The following is an 18,073-nucleotide window of genomic DNA, read 5'->3' as shown; positions in this document are numbered from 1 at the left end:
CCACTGTCACCTGCGGGGCAGCCGCACCTCTGCGACCGTACCCCCACCGTTTCTCGGTCGAAGGAATACCCACCCATTCTGTTGTTCAACGATCCGGCGGACGAGATAGAGGCCGAGACCGGTGCCGGGATAGCGACGCCGGTCGCCGGAGTCACCCTGCCAGAAGCGGTCGAACGCCCGTTCGACGTGCTCCGGGCGTACGCCGATGCCCCGGTCGCTGACCCGGAAGCAGACGGTCTGGCCGTCGGCACCGGCGGTGACGTCGATCGGGGAGTCGGGTGGGGAGTACTTTCCGGCGTTGGTGAGCAGTTCGGTGAGCACGGTGGCCAGGCTCTGCCGGTGCCCGATCGCCCTGGGCAACTCGGCCGGCACCTGGAGGGTGGTCCGACGACGCAGCTCCGTGGGGAGGTCGGTGACGGCCGCCCGCAGCGTCTCGCCGAGGTCGAACGGGGCCGGCGGCCCGTCACCCGGCCACGCCTCGGCCGCCGAGGAGAGCAGCCGGTCGAGCAGGCGGGCCAACTCGTTGGCCCGCTGCCCGATCACCCGTGCCGCCTGCCGCCGGTCGGTCTCGCTCAGCGACTCCCAGTGGTCGGTGAGGGTGTCCGCGTAGCCCTTGATCACGGTCACCGGAGTGCGCAGTTCATGGCTGGTGACCGCGACGAAGAGGTCCCGTTCGTGGTCGTGCCGTTGCTGGTCGGTGGTGTCCCGGAAGGTGACCACCCGCAGGGCGCCGGGCCCGGGCAGCTCACCAGAGGTGATCCGCAGCCAGCGCCCGTTCGGCAGGCGGTGGTCGAGCACCTGCCCGGACGGCGGCAGCGGGAAGGGGAGTGGCTGATTGATGGCGTCGGCGGTGGAGCGGCCGGTCACCTGAGCGGCGGCCGGGTTCCAGAGCCGTACGTGCGCGTCCCGGTCGACCACGGCCAACCCGTCGGCGAGTGCTGCCACCACCGGACCGTCGCCGTGGACCGGCAGGCCGCTCTGGTCGCCGTACATGTGGGCGATGCAGGCGCTGAGGTAGCCGACCACGCCGCGTTGTTCGGCGCTCGGGTCCTCGTCGCCGGCGTGGTAGAGGGCATGCAGGCTGCCAACGGTGTGCCCGCCGATCTCCGCTCGGGCGACGACCATCCGCCGCAGGCCGCGTTCAGCGAGTTCGTCGGCGAGCGCGTTGGTGAGCTGGTCGGTTTGTACGCACTGCACCCGTGGACCGGCCAGCAGGCAGATCGTGACCGGATCGTTGGGGAGCAGCGGCCGGCCGACGGTCCACTCGGCGGCCCCGGTGGCGGCGATCACCCGGCCACCACTGGGCGCGAACTCCACGAACGCCATCCCGGCGGCGCCGAGGGCCGGCTGGGCCACCCGGAGCAGTTGGTTCAGGACCGGCAGACCCGCGTCACCGGAGTTGATCATGTCGATGACGACGGTGTGCCCGGCGATGAGAGCCGAGTAGTCGGTGCGGTCGGGCATGACCCGAGTGTGCACCGCCTCTCGTGTTCCCGGGCACCCCCGGGGCGGCCGCCTCGCCTCCACCACCGGGTTGCCGGGTCGCACCTACCGGTGCAGCCGGGCGAGAGTCTGCGCCGGGCGGTCGGTGATGACGCCGTCCACCCCGGCCGTCAGTACCAGGTCGAGGTCGGCCGGCTCGTTCACGGTCCAGACGTAGACCTGGCTGCCGGCCGCCCGCAGCGCCGGCACCAACGCGGGGCGGGCGCGGACCAGCGCGATCCCCGGGCCGGCGATGCCGGCACCGAACGGCAGCCGGCCCAGCGGCAGCCAGCGGGGCAGCACCTCCAGCAGCAGTACGGTCGGCAGCGCGGGGGCCAGCATCCGGATCCGGCGTATCGCCAGCGGGGAGAAGGACATCACGGTGATCTGCACCGGTGCGTCCGGGTGTGGTTCGACCAGGCCGTACCGGTGCAGCAGGGCGACCAGGCGGCGCTCCACGTCGCCGCCGTACCGGGACGGGTGCTTCGTCTCGACCAGCAGCCGGACGGGCCGGCCGGCGGCGAGCACGGCCTCCAGCAACCGTTCGAGGGTGAGCAGCCGGGTGTGCGAGTCGTCCAGCACCTCGTCGCCGTTGGCCGGGACACCGCCCGGATGCCAGGAACCGAAGTCCAACTGCTCCAGCTCGGCGAGGGTACGGGCGCTGACCAGACCACGGCCGTTGCTGGTTCGGTTCAGTCGCCGGTCGTGCACGCAGACGAGGTGCCCGTCGCGGGTCAGCCGGACGTCGCACTCCAGGCCGTCGGCGCCCTCGTCGAGCGCGCGCAGATAGGCGGCGAGAGTGTGTTCCGGCAGGTCGTACGAGGCGCCACGGTGGGCGAACACGAGCGGGCCGTCCATCGGCGTGCTTCCCTACAGGACCCGACCCGGCTGCCCGTCGGAGCCGATCACCGGCCGTCCGGCGGCCGCCCAGTCGCCCATCCCGCCGGTGACGTTGCTGACCTGCTCCCAGCCGTTACGCAGGAGATAGGCGACGACCTGGGCGGAGCGACCGCCGGAGCGGCAGATGACCGCCACGTCCCGGTCGGTCGGCACCTCGGCCAGGCGGGCGGGCAGTTCCATCATCGGCAGGTGGTGCGCGCCGGGGGCGTGACCGGCCGCCCACTCGTCGTCCTCCCGGACGTCGAGCAGGTAGGTCTCATCGTTGATCTCGGAGATGGTCACGGTGGGTATCTGAGGTCCGAACACGGGTACCAAGCCTAGAACCTCGTCACACGGCCTCCCGCGACCGGACCGCGAGGCCCTGCCGCAGACCGCGCCCGTCGACCCTTCAGAGCCGGGTCACCCAGCGTGGATGGGCACCTGCCCAGTCCGGCATCCGACTGCCGCGGACCGCCTCGAACAGCCCCTCACCGCCGTTGTCCAGCCGCACGTACGACACCTGGTCGATCATCTGAGGATAGGACGGCACCTGCACGCCCCGTAGCCCGTCGGTGGCGAGGCCGCGCAGCGCCAGCAGCAGGTCCTCCACCGGCACCCCGTTGGTGTCCACGGTCAGCGAGTCGCCGACCGCCCCGATCAGCCGATGCAGTCGGACCGGATCGCTGCGCAGCCGGGTCTCGCCGGCACGTTCCAGCATCGCCCCCAGCAACTGCTGCTGGTGGGTCTGCCGGTCGTAGTCACCGCCCGGCAGGTCGTACCGTTGACGCACGTAGTCCAACGCCTGCGCGCCGTCCATCCGCTGACAGCCGGGACGGAAGACCCGGTCGGTGTGGATCGATCGCACCTCCTCGCGTACGCACATCTCGACCCCGCCGAGCAGATCGATCACGTTCCGCAGGCCGGCGAAATCCACCAGCGCGGCACCGTCGAAGCGGATGCCGGTGAGCCGGGCCAGGGTGGCCGAGAGCAGGTGCGCGCCAGCCTCGCCGCCCCCGCCGTACTCGTACGCGGTGTTGATCCTGTCTTCGCCACCCGGATAGCCGCCGCCCGGTGGGATGGCCACCAGCAGGTCGCGCGGGACGGAGACCAGATAACCCTCGCGTAGCCCGGCCGGCACGTGCACGATCAGGATGGTGTCGGTGCGCTGCTCGGCGGCGGTGTCGCCGGGCCGCCGGTCCGAGCCGACGAGCAGGTAGTTGAGGGGGCCGTCCAGGTCGGTGCGGTCGGCGCGGGCGCTCGGGTCGAGCAGCTCCGCCCGGGTCATCGTGCGTTCGTACCGGTCGGCGAGCACCCGGATGCCCACCACGGCGAGCGTGGTCAGCAGCACCACCGCCAGCCCGATCCCGAGCAGTACGCGGGGCCACCGCGGCCGTCCGGAGCCGTGCCCGGATGCCCGCTTTCCGCCCGCCCGTCCCGTTCTGGCCGTGACGTCCCTCCCGCAGCGACATGAATCTGCTTCATGTCAGGCTACGGAACGGACACGTTGGGTGACGGTGGTTCGCGACATCGCCACCTGCCGTCGGGTCACTTCCGGGAGGAGATGACCTCGGGGTTGTAGAAGACGAATTCGGCGAGCTTGTCCTGTCGGACCGCCCGGAACATGTCCAGGGTCTGCTCGCTGAGCGCCTCGGTGCCGTTGCCCTTGGCGTTGTACGTGCCGCCGTTGGTCTTCAGCATGATCAGTTCATTGCCGGTGACCCCGCGCATGGTGAAGACGAAGTCCTCGACGGGCACCCCACCGGTGTCCAGAATGAAAGCCTTGCCGGCCGCCTTGACCAGCTCGTTCAGCTTGACCGGGTTGGTCAGGCTGCCGTTCTGGGTGGCCTTCTTGGCCATCGCCTTGATCAGCTGCTGCTGGTTCTGCTGGCGGTCGTAGTCGCTGTTCTTGAGGCCGTACCGCTGCCGGGAGAAGTCCAGGGCCGCCCAGCCCTCCATCTCCTGGCAGCCCTTCTTGTGCACCACCGGGGTGCGCGGCTTGCCGGTCTTCTTGGCGTCCGCGTTCCACATCGGTTTGCCGTCGACGTACGACATGTGGATCGACGTGACCTCCTGCTTGGGGCAGATGCGCACCGAGCCGAGGGCGTCGATCACGTTCTTGAAGCCACCGAAGTTGATGATCGCCGCGCCGTCGAAGCTGACCCCCGTCATGCCCTTGATGGTCTGGGCCATCAACTGGGCACCGCCCTCCCAGCCGCCGCCGTTCTGTGCGCCCGCCTGGAACGCGCCGTTGATCTTGCCGACGCCGCCCGGGTAGCCGGTCTTCTCGAACGCCGGGATCCGCGCCTCGGTGTCCCGCGGGATCGAGATCAGGTACGCCTGGTCGTGGGTCGCCGGAATGTGCAGCACGATGATGCTGTCCGCGCGTACGTCGTCGGCCGCCCATCGCTCCCGGGCGTCCACTCCCAGCAGCAGCATGTCGATCGGGCCCTTGAGGTCGGCCCCGCCCTCCGCGCTGGTCTTGCCGGCGTCGCCGAGCAGGTTGCGCTGGGCGATGCTGCCGGTGGCCTGACTGATCAACGCCTTGCTGCCGACGATGGCCACACCACTGGTCATCATCAGCGCGGCACCGAAGATCACGGTGAGTCGGGCCCAGAGGGGGTCCTTGCGCCGGGTGCGCTTCTTGGCGGACTTGCCGGAGCCGCCGCTCGGTCGGGTCGGCGGGGCGGCGGACGCGCGAGGCGGCTCGAGCAGAGAGGGGCTGTGAACCGGCATTCGTGCTCCAGCTCGTGTTCGCATTGGGGGGCGGGAACACTTTACGTACGCATTCCCGTGGTGGCGAGTTCGCGTGGCGTCCAGTTCACGTTCTCCGCCGCGTCATCCTGCTGAAATGGCCGACCGTCCAGAACGAAATAGACGTTCGGCTGTTGGTTCACAGCAGATGCTCAGCCGAGGCGCGATCCGCACCATCGCCGCACCCCTCGGCCCGCGAGCCGCAGCACCGGGCCGTTCCGGGTCACCCTTGGTCCTTCGGTCGTGGTCAGCCGTTCTCGGTGGTCGACTGCTTGTTGGCCCGCATCCAGTCGGCCATCGTGTCTCCGGACATCGCCCGGTACATGGCCAGGGCGTTCTCCCGGTCGGAGACGACCACCGACTCGCCGTTGATGGTCTGGCTGCCCAGGTGCGGACTGGTGACGAAGGTCAGGTTCTCGCCGCGCAGATTGCGGAACTGCACGGCCATGTCGGTCAGCGAGAAGCCCTGGTCGACGGTGACCGCGTCGGTGACCGACCTGAGGAAGGCGTTGAGCTTCTTCGGGTTGGTCAGCGTGCCCGTGCTCGCCGCCTTGTCCATCAGCGCCCGGAGGAACTCCTGCTGATGACGCATCCGGGCAAAGTCACCGTCCGGGAACTGCTTGCGCTGACGGATCCAGTCCAGCGCCTCGGTGCCGTTCATGTGGTTGGTGCCCTTGGTGAACTTCCGGTACGGCTTGTGAATCGAGGTGATGGTCCGCTCGACCTTCAGGTCCACTCCGCCGAGGGCGTCGGTGACCTGCTTGAAGCCGGCGAAGTCGATCGCCATCACGTGGTCGATGTGCACGTCGGTGAAGCACTCGACCGTGCGTACCGCCAGCGGCAGCCCACCGAACGCGAACGCCGCGTTGATCTTGCGTCGCTGACCGCTGTCACACTCGGCACCGGCGCTCTCCGGGATCGGCACGTACAGGTCACGTGGGATGGAGACGAGGTACGCCTGCTTGTGGTCGGCCGGAATGTGCATGACGATGATCGTGTCGGCCCGCCACTCACCGGCCCGGTCCATCGGCGCGTCCGGATCCCGCGAGTCGGTGCCCACCAGCAGGATGTTCAAGGCACCGTTCACCGCCTTGGCCGGACGACCGCCGGTGATCTCCGAGAAGGGATCCGTGCGGGCCATGTTCTTGTCGAGGCTGCGGGCGTAGAACCAGGCACCGGTGCCGCCGATCAGCGCCAGCACCAGCACGGCGACACCGGCCACCAGCGCGATGCGGCGCCAGTGCGGTCGCCGCCGTCGGGGTGGGGGACCGCCACCGGGACCACCGGGACCCACCGGGCCGCGTGGTCCCCCCGGGTCGCTCGGTGGGAGCGACTCGTCGTCGTACGCCGGGTACCACCGGGTGTCGGCCGGCCCACCGGCCCGGCCACCGCGTCCTGGGCCCGGCACCGCCGCACGGCCGGAGCTGCGGTGCAGGTGAGGGGCCGGCAGTGCGGCGGGAATGGTCGCTGACATGTAACTCAGGGTACGCAGCGGGAGCCAGTGTCGCCCCTACCGACAACCGTGCGCCGTCGGCGTCGCCTATCCCAGCCGCTGGCGGAAGTGCTCGATGGTGCGCCGCAGCCCCTCCTCCGGGGCGACGGTGGGTTCGTAGCCGAGCGCTTCCCGGGCGAGGGTGAGGTCGGGACGACGCATCTCCGGATCGTCGGCACTGCGGGTGACGTACGTCACCTCAGACCGGCTGTCGCAGAGTGACACGATCGTCTCGGCCAGCTCCCGCATGCTCATCTCGTGCTCGGTGCCGCAGTTCACCGGCCCGCTCTCGGTCGAGTCGAGCAGCAGCAGGATGCCCCGCACCAGGTCCGCCACGTAGCAGATGGAGCGGGTCTGGTTGCCGGTGCCGTGCACGGTGATCGGTTCGCCGCGGAGCGCCTGGGAGATGAAGGTCGGAATGGCGCGCCCGTCGTCCGGTCGCATCCTCGGCCCGTAGGTGTTGAAGATGCGGACGATGGCGGTGTCCACCGCCCGGCTGCGGCGGTACGCCATCGTCGCGGCCTCGGAGAAGCGCTTGGCCTCGTCGTAGACGCTGCGGATGCCGATGGGGTTGACGTTGCCCCAGTACGTCTCTCGCTGCGGGTGCTCCTTCGGGTCGCCGTACGCCTCGGAGGTGGAGGCCAGCAGGAACCGGGCGCCGTCGGCGGCGGCCCGCTCCAGCAGGTGCAGGGTGGCCACCGAGCCGACCCGCAGGATCTCCACCGGCAGCTTCTCGAAGTCGGTCGGGCTGGCCGGCGAGGCCATGTGCAGGATTGCGTCGAACCGTTCCGCCAGCGCCGGGTGGGCGGGCAGGCCGTCGGAGACGTCGGCCTCCACCAGGGTGAAGTTCGGCGTGTCGAGCAGGTGTGCGACGTTCTCCTTCGACCCGGTGACGAAGTTGTCGAGGGCGACGACCGTGCAGCCGCGCCCGACCAGGGAATCCACCAGGTGCGAGGGCACGAAACCGGCGCCGCCGGTGACCAGGACGCGGTGACCGGGACCGAAGCGCTGCTCAACCTTCATGACTGGTCAGCCTATAAGGAGCGGCTCGTTGATCTTCCCGGGGCTGTCAGGCGAGTTCCCGGTAGCGTCCCCGGTGGTGCAGCAGCGGCTCCGGCCCCTCGGTGAGCTCCACCCGCTCGATGGTCGCCTCGACCAGCAGGCCCCAGCCGTACTCCCGGGCGCCGTCGAGGCGGCAGCCGGCCCAGCCGCCCGCGTCGACCGGGACCGGTCCGTAGGGGGTGTCGTCCCAGTCGCCGATGGCGAAGAGACCGCCCGGCGACGGGAACAGGCCGGCGAACCGGTCGGCGAGTTGCCGGTGCGACGGGTTGAGGGGCGTCACGGCGAACCTGCCCGCCTCCTCGGCCGCCGCCCACAGCTCCGACTCGGCGTCGATGAGACCGAGCAACCTCCCCGGCTCACCGTCGGCGACCAGGGTCGACGACACCGTCAGACCGGCCGGTCCGGGCGCCGTCCAGAGCGTCACCGGTACGGCGAGCCGACCCCGCAGCCGGCGTACCGGCGAACGCTGGTCGGCCGGCGCGGCGAACGGGTCGGTGTGGTGGATCTGGGCACCCGGCTCATGATTCACGTGAAACATTCTGACCCGCCTGTCCGGTTCGCGGGCCGGAGCCCGGTGACCGGAGGTCAGCGTCTACGGGTGAACGCGCGCCCGGCGAGGGGAAACATCGACAGGCTGATCCCCGCGACGAACAGTCGCACGGTCGGATCGAAGCTCAGCGCCGAGCCGAGTTCAGCGGAGACGTGCGTGCCGATGAAAGGCGGCACCGCGGGCCACACCGTGACCGCCAGCAGAAGCAGCGCGGCGATCGCGATGAGACCGGCGAGCAGGCACTGGCGTACGTACCGAGCGGACTGTCGGCTGCGCGCCCACAGTCGGCCGAGGGCTGACGTCGGTGGTCGGCGCCAGCTGCCGTGCCGGATCCACGCCTCCTCGTGGCTGGTGAGCGGGTAGCGGTTGACGATCGCCTGGATCAGCTCGTACGTGCACATGAGCAGGGCGATCGTCTGCGGGGCGCCGAACGCGCACAGGCGCTGCAGCTCCCGCGTCTCCGCGCGGATCCGGCCGGCCCACGCCCGCAGCTGCCGATCGGTGATGTCGACGCCGGTTCGGTTCTCGCGAGGCCACGCCAGCTCGAACCGCTGCGCAACTCGGTCGAGTTCCGTCACCGCGTGGCGCCGGCCCGCCGGGGCGGGACTCAACTCGACACGGTCGCCGAATTCCAGCAGAGCGGCGACCAGAGCCGTGTCGGGTTCGCGCCATCGGAGCCGCTCGGCGCGCCAGGCCCGCGCGAACGGCCATAGTGCGGCGGCGACCAGGCCGGCGCCGGCGAACGCCATTCCCACGAGGAGGTCGTACCACCGGGTTCCGTCGACCGTGGGCATGGTCGACACCGCGACGCACGCCACGGTCGGGACGGCGGCGCTGAGGGCGGCGGTGCGGGACGCAGCGGCGAAGCGCAGGACGAGCAGCGCCGACAAGACCCCGAGGACCAGGCTCGTGGCGGCGGCCACCAGCCCGGCGATGCCGAACGCGGCTGCGGCGGCCACGACCACGCCGATCATGAGCGGACGTGGTCGCGGCCCGTTCAGTCGCTGACGCTCACCGTCCCGCCGTAGCCGAATCGCGGCCCGGACCGTGGGCAGCACCGACACCGGTTCGGCATCCACGAAGCCCCAGAAGGTGTCGTAACCGGCCGACCCACCGAGCCGCCTGGCCCGCTCGCGGAGGGTCTGCTGATTCTCCAGCGCGGTCGCGTCGATCTGCTCGCCGCGGATGATCCACCAGGGGATCGGATCCGGAGGGCCGGGAGGTTCCTCGTCGCTCAGCGGCTCGCCGGCTTCGGACAGGTCGACGTCGTGCCACGGGAGGAACTCGTCATCCACGAACAGCGCCGGGTCGTCGGCTCCGCCGGTGAAATCGATCGGATCCGGTCCGAACTCGGGCGCGGCGGCCGCCCGGGGTCGAGGTCGAGGTCCTGCGTCGTCCACGCGATCACCACCAGGTCGCGGTTGTACCTCCAGGTGGTAGCACGGCACGGCAAATCGACGTCGCTCCCCGGCGGGGCCCGCCGGGCGTCAGCGGCGGGGGGTGACCAGGGCGAGGAGTTCGGGTTGGCGGCGGTCCAGCACGTCGCCGGCCAGGTACGCGCCGAGCAGCGCCGCGCCGACCCCGTAGACCACGCCCAGCGGCAGGCCCAGCCAGAGCCAGGCGTCGCCGAGCAGCGCCGCGGCGAGCACCATGGGCACGGCGATCGCGCCGGTGGCGACCATGGCCAGCAGGGTCAGCAGACCCTTGACCACCCCGGCACCGCTGTTCATGGCGAAGGGGTTGCTGGTCTCGGGCAACGCGTACGCGCCCAGCACGGAGACGAGGCAGTTGACCGCCAGCCCGGCACCGTAGGTGGCGACCAGGGCACCCGCCATGAACCCGATCCACGTCGGCTCGCCGATCACCAGCGCGATCACCACGGCGACCACGGCCAGCATCGGCAACACGTAGAGGGAGAACGCGGTGATCCGGGCGCGCAGCTCCACCCGGCCCGGCACACCGGCCACCACGTTGGCCGCGTACGCGCTGCCGTCGAAGCCGAACTGGTTGGCCAGCGTCACCGCGGCGAGCAGCCCGACGAAGAGCATGGAGACACTGACCACCACCGGCGACGATTCCCCGACCGCGTTGAAGCCCTGTTCGCTGTCGAACGTGAAGCCCTGCCCACCGAAGTTGACCATCACCGGCACGAAGAGACCGACCACCGCGATGGTGATCAGGTTGGCGCGTCGTCGCGCGTCCCGCCACCAGTAGCGGGCCTCCCGGGCGACCAGTGCGCCGAACCGGTCCCGGCGCAGCCAGCCGGCGGCACGCGGGAAGAGCTGCGCCACCACCCCTCCGGTGGCGCCGGGCCTCGCCCGACTCGGGCCGGCGCTCGCCGCGCCCACCATCGCCGACTCCAGCGAGCGTGACCACCAGGCCAGCAGCGCGACGATCGTCACCACGGTGATCAGCAGTTTCAGGGGTGCGGCCCAGGCCCGACCCTGCGCCACGTCGATACCCACGGTCCACGGAGCACCGAACGGAGTCCAACCGATCACCGTCGCCACTCCGGTGAGCCGGTCCCAGTCGGTGTCCTGGATCGCGGCCACGCCGGCGATCTGCAGCGGGCCGAGCAGCGCGGCGAGCACCGCGAGCAGCACGGCGGCCAGGTCGCGTACCCGGCGGGAGCGGAGCATGGAGGCGAAGGCGCTGGTCACCGCCCGGGCCCCGGCGACGCAGAGGAGCAACCCGCAGACCACCCCGAGGGCGGCGACCAGGGCGGCCGACCAGCCGCCAAAGACACCGGCGGTGACCACCAGACCGGAGAGGGCCAGCAGCACGGCGACCGTGGGTACGCTCACCAGCGCCGCCGCGAACAACCCGGTGACCAGGGTGCGCCGGGACAGCGGCAGCAGCGCGAACCGCGCCGGGTCCAGTGTCTCGTCCACCCCGAAGAAGACCAGGGGCAGCAGCAGCCAGCCGAGGACCGTCAGCCCACCGGCGAAGGACGCGACCAGCAACGCGTACCGGTCGTCGCCAACCAGCCCGGGCGCCGCCAGGCCGAAGAAGGCGCCGACCGCGAACCAGAGCCCGATCAGCGAGCCGACCAGGAACAGCGCCACGCGCCAGCCCTGGCCACGGAAGTTGTTGCCCATCACCCGCAGCTTGAGCCGAACGAAGTGACGCGCCGAGACCGGCCGCGCCCGGGTAGCCGGTCCGGTCACCGGGACAGCCACGCCAGCTCCTCACCCGTGGCGGTACGCCCGCCGACCACCTCGACGAAGACCTCTTCCAGCGAACGGTCGCCGCGTACCTGCTCCAGGGTGCCGACCCGCTTGATGGTGCCCTCGGCGAGGATCGCCACGTGTGAGCAGAGCCGCTGCACGACCTCCATCACGTGGCTGGAGAAGACCACGGTCCCGCCACCGGCCACGTACCGCTGGAGGATGTCCCGGATCAGCGCCGCCGACACCGGATCCACCGCCTCGAAGGGCTCGTCCAGTACGAGCAGCCGGGGTCCGTGCAGCAGCGCGCAGGCCAGCCCGATTTTCTTCTTCATGCCGGCGGAGTAGTCCACCACCAAGGTGCGGCCGGCGTCGGCGAGTGCGAGCACGTCGAGCAGTTCCGCCGCCCGCTGGTCGACCACGGTCGGGTCCATGCCGCGCAGCAGACCGTGGTAAGCCAGCAGCTCACCGCCGCTGAGCCGGTCGAACAGGCGGACGCCGTCCGGCATGACGCCGAGTAACTGCTTCGCGGTCACCGGGTCGGCCCACACGTCGCGGCCGAGCACCCAGGCACTCCCGGCGTCGGGCCGCAGCAGCCCGACCGCCATCGACAGGGTGGTGGTCTTGCCGGCACCGTTCGGGCCGAGCAGCCCGTAGAAGGAGCCGGCCGGGACGTCGAGATCCACGCCGGCCACCGCCACCTTGCCGTCGAAACTCTTGGCCAGGCCGCGCAGCGCCAGCGCCGGGTGCTCACCAGTCATGCGCCCGACCGTATCCGGTCACGACCAGCATCCCGCCAGACCGGGGAATGATCCCCGGCTCCTCCCCGAGGCGGAGCCCACGCCGCCCTGGTCATGAGCGGAGGGCGTCGGGGGCGTGCAGGCGGAGCATGGTGCGGCCGATGTCGGCCGGCGCGCGGCGGCGGGTGGCCAGGGAAACCGCGAACATCACGGTGAACGCCAGCGGCACCGTCCAGGCGGCCGGCTGGGCGATCAGGGTGGCCGGCCAGCCGGTCAGCGGCGGACCGAGCACGGTGACCAGGACCGACACCACGGCGGCACCGCCACCGACGAGAATCCCGGCGGCGGCACCGGCGTCGGTCAGCCCCCGCCACCAGATGCCGAGCACCAGCAGCGGGCAGAAGCTGGACGCGGCCACGGCGAACGCCAGCCCAACCACCTGCGAGACGTCCAGCCCGGAGACGTTGAGGGCGAGGACCGTCGGCACCACCCCGGCGATCGCCGTGGCCAGCCGGAAGCCGCGCACCGATCCTCGCCCGAGCACGTCCGTGGAGATCACCCCGGCGACGCTGGTGAGCAGCCCGGACGAGGTGGACAGGAAGGCCGCGAAGGCCCCGGCGGCGACCAGGGCGGCCAGCAGGCGGCCGGTGGTCCCGGCACCCAGCGCCGCCTCGGGCAGCAGCACCACCACCGCGTCCGTCTGGCCGCTGACCAGCAGTTGCGGGGTGTAGATCCGGCCCAGCACGCCATAGATCGTGGGGAACAGGTAGAAGACCCCGACGAGAGCCAGCACCACCAGGGTGGTTCGGCGGGCGGCAGCGCCGTCGGGATTGGTGTAGAAGCGGACCAGTACGTGCGGCAACCCCATGGTGCCGAGGAAGGTGGCCAGGATCAGCGAGTACGTGGCGAACAGCCCTCGGTCGTCGGAGCCGGCGGCGCTGGGCAGCAGCCAGTCGGTGGCCCCGGTGGCCACGCCGGAGACCTCCGGCACCGGCTCACCCTCGGCGAAGCTCAGCTCGTCGCCGGGGCGTACCTCCCGGGTCTGACCGTCGGGCAGGGTGAGCACGGCGCGGTGCTCGACCACGACGGTGGTCGCCGTCCGGAACGTGGGTCCGTCGGGCGGCGTCACCGCCGGCCGACCGTCGGCCTGCCACTGCAGCGCGAGAAAGATCGCCGGTACGGCGAGCGCGGTCAGCTTGAGCCAGTACTGGAACGCCTGCACGAAGGTGACCGCCCGCATCCCGCCCAGCGCCACGTTTGCGGTGACGACGGCGGCGACCACCAGCGCACCGACCGGGTACGGCGAACCGGCCAGCGTGGCCAGCGTCAGACCGGCCCCCTGCAACTGCGGCACCAGGTAGAGCCAGCCGATGAAGATCACGAAGGCAGTGGCCAGGATCCGTAGCCGGCGGGACCCGAGCCGCAGCTCGCAGAAGTCCGGCAGGGTGAACGCGCCGGAGCGGCGCAGCGGCGCGGCCACGAACAGCAGCAGGGCCAGGTAGCCGGCGGCGAAGCCGACCGGGTACCAGAGCACGTCGACGCCGTACTTGAGGATGAGTCCGGCGACGCCGAGGAAGCTCGCCGCCGACAGGTACTCTCCGCCGATCGCGGCGGCGTTCCAGGTGGGGCTGACCACCCGGGAGGCGACCAGGAAGTCGGAGGTGGTGCGGGCCAGCCGCAGCCCGTAGAAGCCGATCGCGACGGTGACCAGGGTGACCGCCACGATCGCCGGTACGACGAGGTCGTTGCCCACCTCAGCGCTCCGGCCGCTGGACCAGGTCGGTGAAGTCCTGCTCGTTGCGCTCGGCCAGCCGCACGTACGTCCAGCCGACGGCGACCAGGAACGGGAAGGAGAGCAGTCCGAGCAGCAGCCACGGCAGGTTGACGCCGAACACGGTCATCCGGCCGACCGAGGGCGCGATGGCGAACAGCCAGGGCAGCCCGCCCAACCCGACCATCACCACCGCCGACAGTTGCAGGGCGAGGGCCAGCTGAGCGCGGACCAGGCCGCGGACGAGTGCCTCACCGACCCGGGTCTGCTGGGTCAGCTCGGTGTGGGTACCGGCCGGCCAGTGCGGCCGGCGGGACACCTCGGCCAACACCACCCGGGTACGCGCGGGCGGTCCGGACCCGCCGGACTCGTCGGCGGTCCCGGTGGGCTCGGGTCGGCGGGGTGCCGGCAGTGCATCCTCGGCGGCCATCCCGGCAGTCTCGTCCGCCCGACGGGAATGTCAAGCGGGCTGTGGACAACTTGTGGACAACGCGCCGGGCCTGTGGAAAACCAGGTGGACACCGCCGCCGATCAGCGGCTCCACTCCTGCTTGGCGGCCCGAACCAGCCGGTCCTTCAGCTCCCGGGTGTGTCGGCGGCTCACCGGCAGCTCCGTGCCGTCGACCACCACGACGTACCCCGAGTTGACCAGGCGAAGTTCGGCGATCAGCCGTAGCTGCACCAGGTACGACCGGTGAATCCGGACGAACCCGGCGTCGGCCCACCGCTCGGCGAGCGTCGCCAGCGACACCCGCACCAGGTGTGATCCTTCCGCTGTGTGCAGCCGGGCGTAGTCGCCCTGCGCCTCCACCCACCGCACGGCCGACCGGGGCAGCATCCGGGTGGTGCCGGCCAGCTCGACCGGGATCGTGGGATCCTCCTCGGCCCGGGCCAGCGCGGCGGGGTGGGCGGGTGCCACCCGTGAGCCGACCACCCGGCGTAGCGCCTCGGCCAGCCGCTCCGCGCGCACCGGCTTGCGTACGTAGTCGGTGGCGCCCAGGTCGAAGGCGTCCGCCGCGCCGTCGTCGTAGGCGGTCACGAAGACGATCGCCGGAGGTCGGGCGAAGCGACGCAGCACCCGGGCGAGCTCCATGCCGTCCAGGCCGGGCATCCGGATGTCCAGGAAGACCACGTCCACGTCGTCGTCGCGGAGCACCCGCAACGCCTCGGTGGCGTCGCCGGCGGTGTGCAGCCGGGCCACCCGGGGGTCGGCCCGCAGGTGGTACGCAAGCTCGTCCAACGCCGGTGGCTCGTCGTCGACCGCCAGCACCCGGAGGAAGCCGGTGGCAGTGGGCCCGCCGGAGCCGGTCACGAGCCCGCCCGAACGCCAGGGTGGAACTTCGGCACCCGCATGCTCACCTTCGTACCCGATCCGACACCGGTCTCGACGACCAGGCCGAAGCCGTCGCCGAAGACCGACCGGAGTCGCTCGTCGACGTTCGACAGCCCGACGTGCTGGCCCGGATCGTCGCCCGGATCGCCGGTGGACCCGGCCAACTCGGCGATCCCCGCGGTCAGGGTGGCCGGATCCATCCCCACTCCGTCGTCCTCCACCGTTATGTGGCATTCCGCGCCCGCGTCCCGGGCCTCGATGCACACCATGCCCGTGCCCGGCTTGCGCGACAAGCCGTGCCGGACCGCGTTCTCGACCAGTGGTTGGAGGCAGAGGAACGGCAGGGTCACCGGCAGTACCTCGGGGGCGATCTGCAGCCGGATCTGAAGCCGGTCACCGAACCGGGCCCGTTCGATGGTCAGGTAGCGGTCGATCGACCGCAGTTCCTCGGCCAGCGTGGTGAACTCGCCGTGCGCCCGGAACGAGTAGCGGGTGAACTCGGCGAACTCCAGGATCAGGTCCCGGGCCCGTTCGGGGTCGGTACGGACGAACGAGCCGATCGCGGTCAGCGCGTTGTAGATGAAGTGCGGACTGATCTGGGCGCGCAGCGCCCGTACCTCGGCCCGGGCCAGCCGCTCCCGGGACGAGTCCAGCTCCGCCAGGGCCAGTTGGCTACCGGCCCAGTGCGCGGTCTCCAGGGTGGCCTGCACCAGACCCGGGGCCGGCGCGCCGTCGGTGACCGCGACCAGGGCGCCTGCGATCCGACCCGACGCCCCACCGAGCGGCGCCACCACCGCGCCCCGGATCGGACAGTCGATCCGGTCGCAGACGAGTTCCGACTCGCCCAGCACGGTGGAGCGCTCCGACGCGATCACCCGTCGGGCCGCCGTACGTAACTGCTCCCGGTGGTGCGCGCCGCGTCCGTCGAGCGCGAGCAGGTCGTCGGTGTCGGTCAACGCCAGCCCTTCCGCGCCGACGAGGGTGCGCAGGTGGCGGGCGGCCTTCGCCGCGCCGGCCGGGTTCAGTCCGGCCCGCAGCGGCTCCGCGGCCAGCCCGGCGGTGTGCAGCACCTCGTAGGTGGCCCGCTGCCCGGGCGTGGCGATGCCGCGCCGCCCGCGCAGCCTGCTGACCGCGAACAGCGCCCCGGCCAGTACGGAGACCAGGGAGAAGACTCCGACCACGGCGGAGATGTTGCCACCCACGTCGACGATCCTGCTGGTTGCGGGCGCTGTGGGAAAGGGGTGGGCGGGGGTCAGTAGGCGCCCTTGCGCGCCACCACCACGCCGACGGTGCGCCACAGGATGCTCAGGTCGTACGCCAGCGACCAGTTGTCGACGTAGTACAGGTCCAGCCGGACCGCCTCGTCCCAGGAGAGGTCGGAGCGACCCGACACCTGCCACAGACCGGTCATACCGGGACGGACCAGCAGTCGACGCCGTACATCACCCAGGAAGTCGCCGTCGTCGGCGGGCAGCGGGCGCGGCCCGACCAGCGACATCTCACCCTTGAGCACGTTGATGAGCTGCGGCAGCTCGTCCAGCGACGAGGCGCGCAGGAAGCGGCCCACCGGGAAGACCCGGGGATCCTGCTTGATCTTGAACAACATGCCGTCGGTCTCGTTCTGGTCGACCAGGCTGGCCAGCCGGTCCTCCGCGTCGACGTACATGGTCCGGAACTTCCACACCCGGAACGTGCGCCCCTCGTGCCCCACCCGGGGCTGACGGAAGAAGACCGGACCCGGATCGGAGATCCGGATCGCGACGGCGATGGCGAGGAAGACCGGGATCAGCACGAGCAGGCCGAGCCCGGCCCCGATGCGGTCCATCATGCTCTTGGCGAGCAGTGCCGGCCCGGAGAGCGTGGGCTCCTCGACGTGCAGCAGCGGCAGGCCCTCGATCGGGCGGATGTGCACCCGCGGACCGGCGATGTCGGTCAGCTGCGGGGCCACCACCAGGTCGACGCCGGAGCCCTCCAACTGCCAGGCCAGCCGGCGCAGCTCGCCGGGCTCCGCGCTGGCCGAGCCGCAGACCGCGATGGTGTCCGCGCCGACCTCCCGGACCAGGGCCAGCACGTCCCGGCCGGCGTACACCGGGACCGGGGTCTGGACGCCCTTGGCCGCCGCGTACCCGTCGGTGATGTGGATGGCGACCGGGACCAGGCCGGCGGCCGGGGTCCGGGTGACCGCCGTGTACACCTCCAGGCACTCCGGCAGGGTGCCGACCAGCACCATCCGGTGCGCCGCCTGCTGGGTGTTGCGGCGCATCACGTGCAGCACGAAGCGGGCCAGGATCCGGCCCAGCAGGATCAGCAACAGCGCCAGCAGCAGCGCGGTGCCGACGGTGAACCGGGACAGATCGGTCTTGGTGGCGAAGGCGAGGAACGACACGGTCGCGCAGACCGCCACGCCGGCCCGGATGACCCGCTTGAACTCGTCCGGCCCGAGCCCGAGGCAGCGTCGGTCGTAGGCCCCGTTGAACCAGAGAATGACCAGCCAGCCCAGCGGCAGCAGCAGGTAGGCCACGGTGAAGAACCGGGTGGGGTCGTCCTGAGCCTCGTGGAAGCCCGCGGTGGCCTGGTCGAAGGTGCGGATCGCGGTGTAGCTGGCGAAGGCCGCCGCCGCGAAGTCGAGCAGCAGCAGGATCGTCGTGTAGGGGCGGTGCCAGCGGGAGACGCGGCGTCGAGCCCGGGCCCACGCCGACCGGGGTACGCCGCTCGGGGACGGCGGGTTCGGCGGCTGGATCTCGAAGCTGTCGACGTGCCGCACGAGTCTGCTCCGGCCTTCGTTGGTCACCGGGCGCTGGAGGCTAGCCGTCACCTCACCCATGTCCTCCCGCATGACCCGCCGCG

The 18,073-nt window shown here is 71.3% G+C and carries 15 protein-coding genes and 1 pseudogene; all 16 read right to left on the bottom strand.

Annotated features, from left to right (window positions below; translation table 11 throughout):
- Positions 1-6: 6 nt before the first annotated feature.
- The gene (locus SM447_RS03745; RefSeq protein ID WP_474571315.1) at positions 7-1,464 is read right to left on the bottom strand and encodes a sensor histidine kinase; all 1,458 of its coding nucleotides are present in this window, start codon (positions 1,462-1,464) and stop codon (positions 7-9) included.
- A gap of 84 nt (positions 1,465-1,548) precedes the next feature.
- The gene (locus SM447_RS03740) at positions 1,549-2,340 is read right to left on the bottom strand and encodes a glycerophosphodiester phosphodiesterase (RefSeq protein ID WP_474571314.1); all 792 of its coding nucleotides are present in this window, start codon (positions 2,338-2,340) and stop codon (positions 1,549-1,551) included.
- A 12-nt stretch (positions 2,341-2,352) separates the two neighbouring features.
- Positions 2,353-2,688, bottom strand: a complete 336-nt coding sequence (locus SM447_RS03735; protein WP_474571313.1) for a rhodanese-like domain-containing protein — start codon at positions 2,686-2,688, stop codon at positions 2,353-2,355.
- An 82-nt stretch (positions 2,689-2,770) separates the two neighbouring features.
- Positions 2,771-3,712, bottom strand: a complete 942-nt coding sequence (locus tag SM447_RS03730; RefSeq protein WP_474571312.1) for an LCP family protein — start codon at positions 3,710-3,712, stop codon at positions 2,771-2,773.
- A 194-nt stretch (positions 3,713-3,906) separates the two neighbouring features.
- Positions 3,907-5,094, bottom strand: a complete 1,188-nt coding sequence (locus SM447_RS03725; RefSeq protein WP_474571311.1) for an LCP family protein — start codon at positions 5,092-5,094, stop codon at positions 3,907-3,909.
- A gap of 265 nt (positions 5,095-5,359) precedes the next feature.
- The gene (locus tag SM447_RS03720) at positions 5,360-6,586 is read right to left on the bottom strand and encodes an LCP family protein (RefSeq protein ID WP_474571310.1); all 1,227 of its coding nucleotides are present in this window, start codon (positions 6,584-6,586) and stop codon (positions 5,360-5,362) included.
- A gap of 66 nt (positions 6,587-6,652) precedes the next feature.
- Entirely contained in the window at positions 6,653-7,627 is a 975-nt protein-coding gene (locus SM447_RS03715; protein ID WP_474571309.1) for an NAD-dependent epimerase/dehydratase family protein, read from the bottom strand.
- 46 nt (positions 7,628-7,673) lie between these two features.
- Positions 7,674-8,207, bottom strand: a pseudogene (locus tag SM447_RS03710) (flavin reductase family protein); the annotation flags it as partial.
- Between the two features lie 44 nt (positions 8,208-8,251).
- On the bottom strand, positions 8,252-9,616 hold the full coding sequence (locus tag SM447_RS03705) for a hypothetical protein (protein ID WP_474571308.1): 1,365 nt from the start codon (positions 9,614-9,616) through the stop codon (positions 8,252-8,254).
- 87 nt (positions 9,617-9,703) lie between these two features.
- Positions 9,704-11,395, bottom strand: coding sequence for an ABC transporter permease (locus SM447_RS03700; protein WP_474571307.1), 1,692 nt, complete (start codon positions 11,393-11,395; stop codon positions 9,704-9,706).
- A complete protein-coding gene (locus SM447_RS03695; RefSeq protein ID WP_474571306.1) occupies positions 11,380-12,144 on the bottom strand; it encodes an ABC transporter ATP-binding protein in 765 nt (254 codons plus the stop codon). The genes SM447_RS03700 and SM447_RS03695 overlap by 16 nt, the downstream gene beginning before the upstream one ends.
- Before the next feature lie 91 nt (positions 12,145-12,235).
- Positions 12,236-13,876 (bottom strand): sodium/solute symporter, encoded by a 1,641-nt coding sequence (locus tag SM447_RS03690; RefSeq protein ID WP_474571305.1) that lies wholly within the window; start codon positions 13,874-13,876, stop codon positions 12,236-12,238.
- Position 13,877: 1 nt separating this feature from the next.
- Complete coding sequence (locus tag SM447_RS03685; RefSeq protein ID WP_474571304.1) at positions 13,878-14,324, bottom strand: hypothetical protein; 447 nt, start codon at positions 14,322-14,324, stop codon at positions 13,878-13,880.
- A 101-nt stretch (positions 14,325-14,425) separates the two neighbouring features.
- Positions 14,426-15,205 (bottom strand): LytR/AlgR family response regulator transcription factor, encoded by a 780-nt coding sequence (locus SM447_RS03680; RefSeq protein ID WP_474571303.1) that lies wholly within the window; start codon positions 15,203-15,205, stop codon positions 14,426-14,428.
- Positions 15,202-16,428 (bottom strand): sensor histidine kinase, encoded by a 1,227-nt coding sequence (locus tag SM447_RS03675; RefSeq protein ID WP_474571302.1) that lies wholly within the window; start codon positions 16,426-16,428, stop codon positions 15,202-15,204. Before SM447_RS03675 ends, SM447_RS03680 begins: the two co-directional genes overlap by 4 nt.
- A 50-nt stretch (positions 16,429-16,478) precedes the next feature.
- The gene (locus SM447_RS03670) at positions 16,479-18,050 is read right to left on the bottom strand and encodes a sugar transferase (protein WP_474571874.1); all 1,572 of its coding nucleotides are present in this window, start codon (positions 18,048-18,050) and stop codon (positions 16,479-16,481) included.
- Between the last annotated feature and the right edge of the window lie 23 nt (positions 18,051-18,073).

This window comes from Micromonospora aridisoli, from assembly GCF_056150025.1.
Note: the sequence above shows the minus strand (reverse complement) of the source record. Positions and strands in the feature narration are given on the sequence as shown.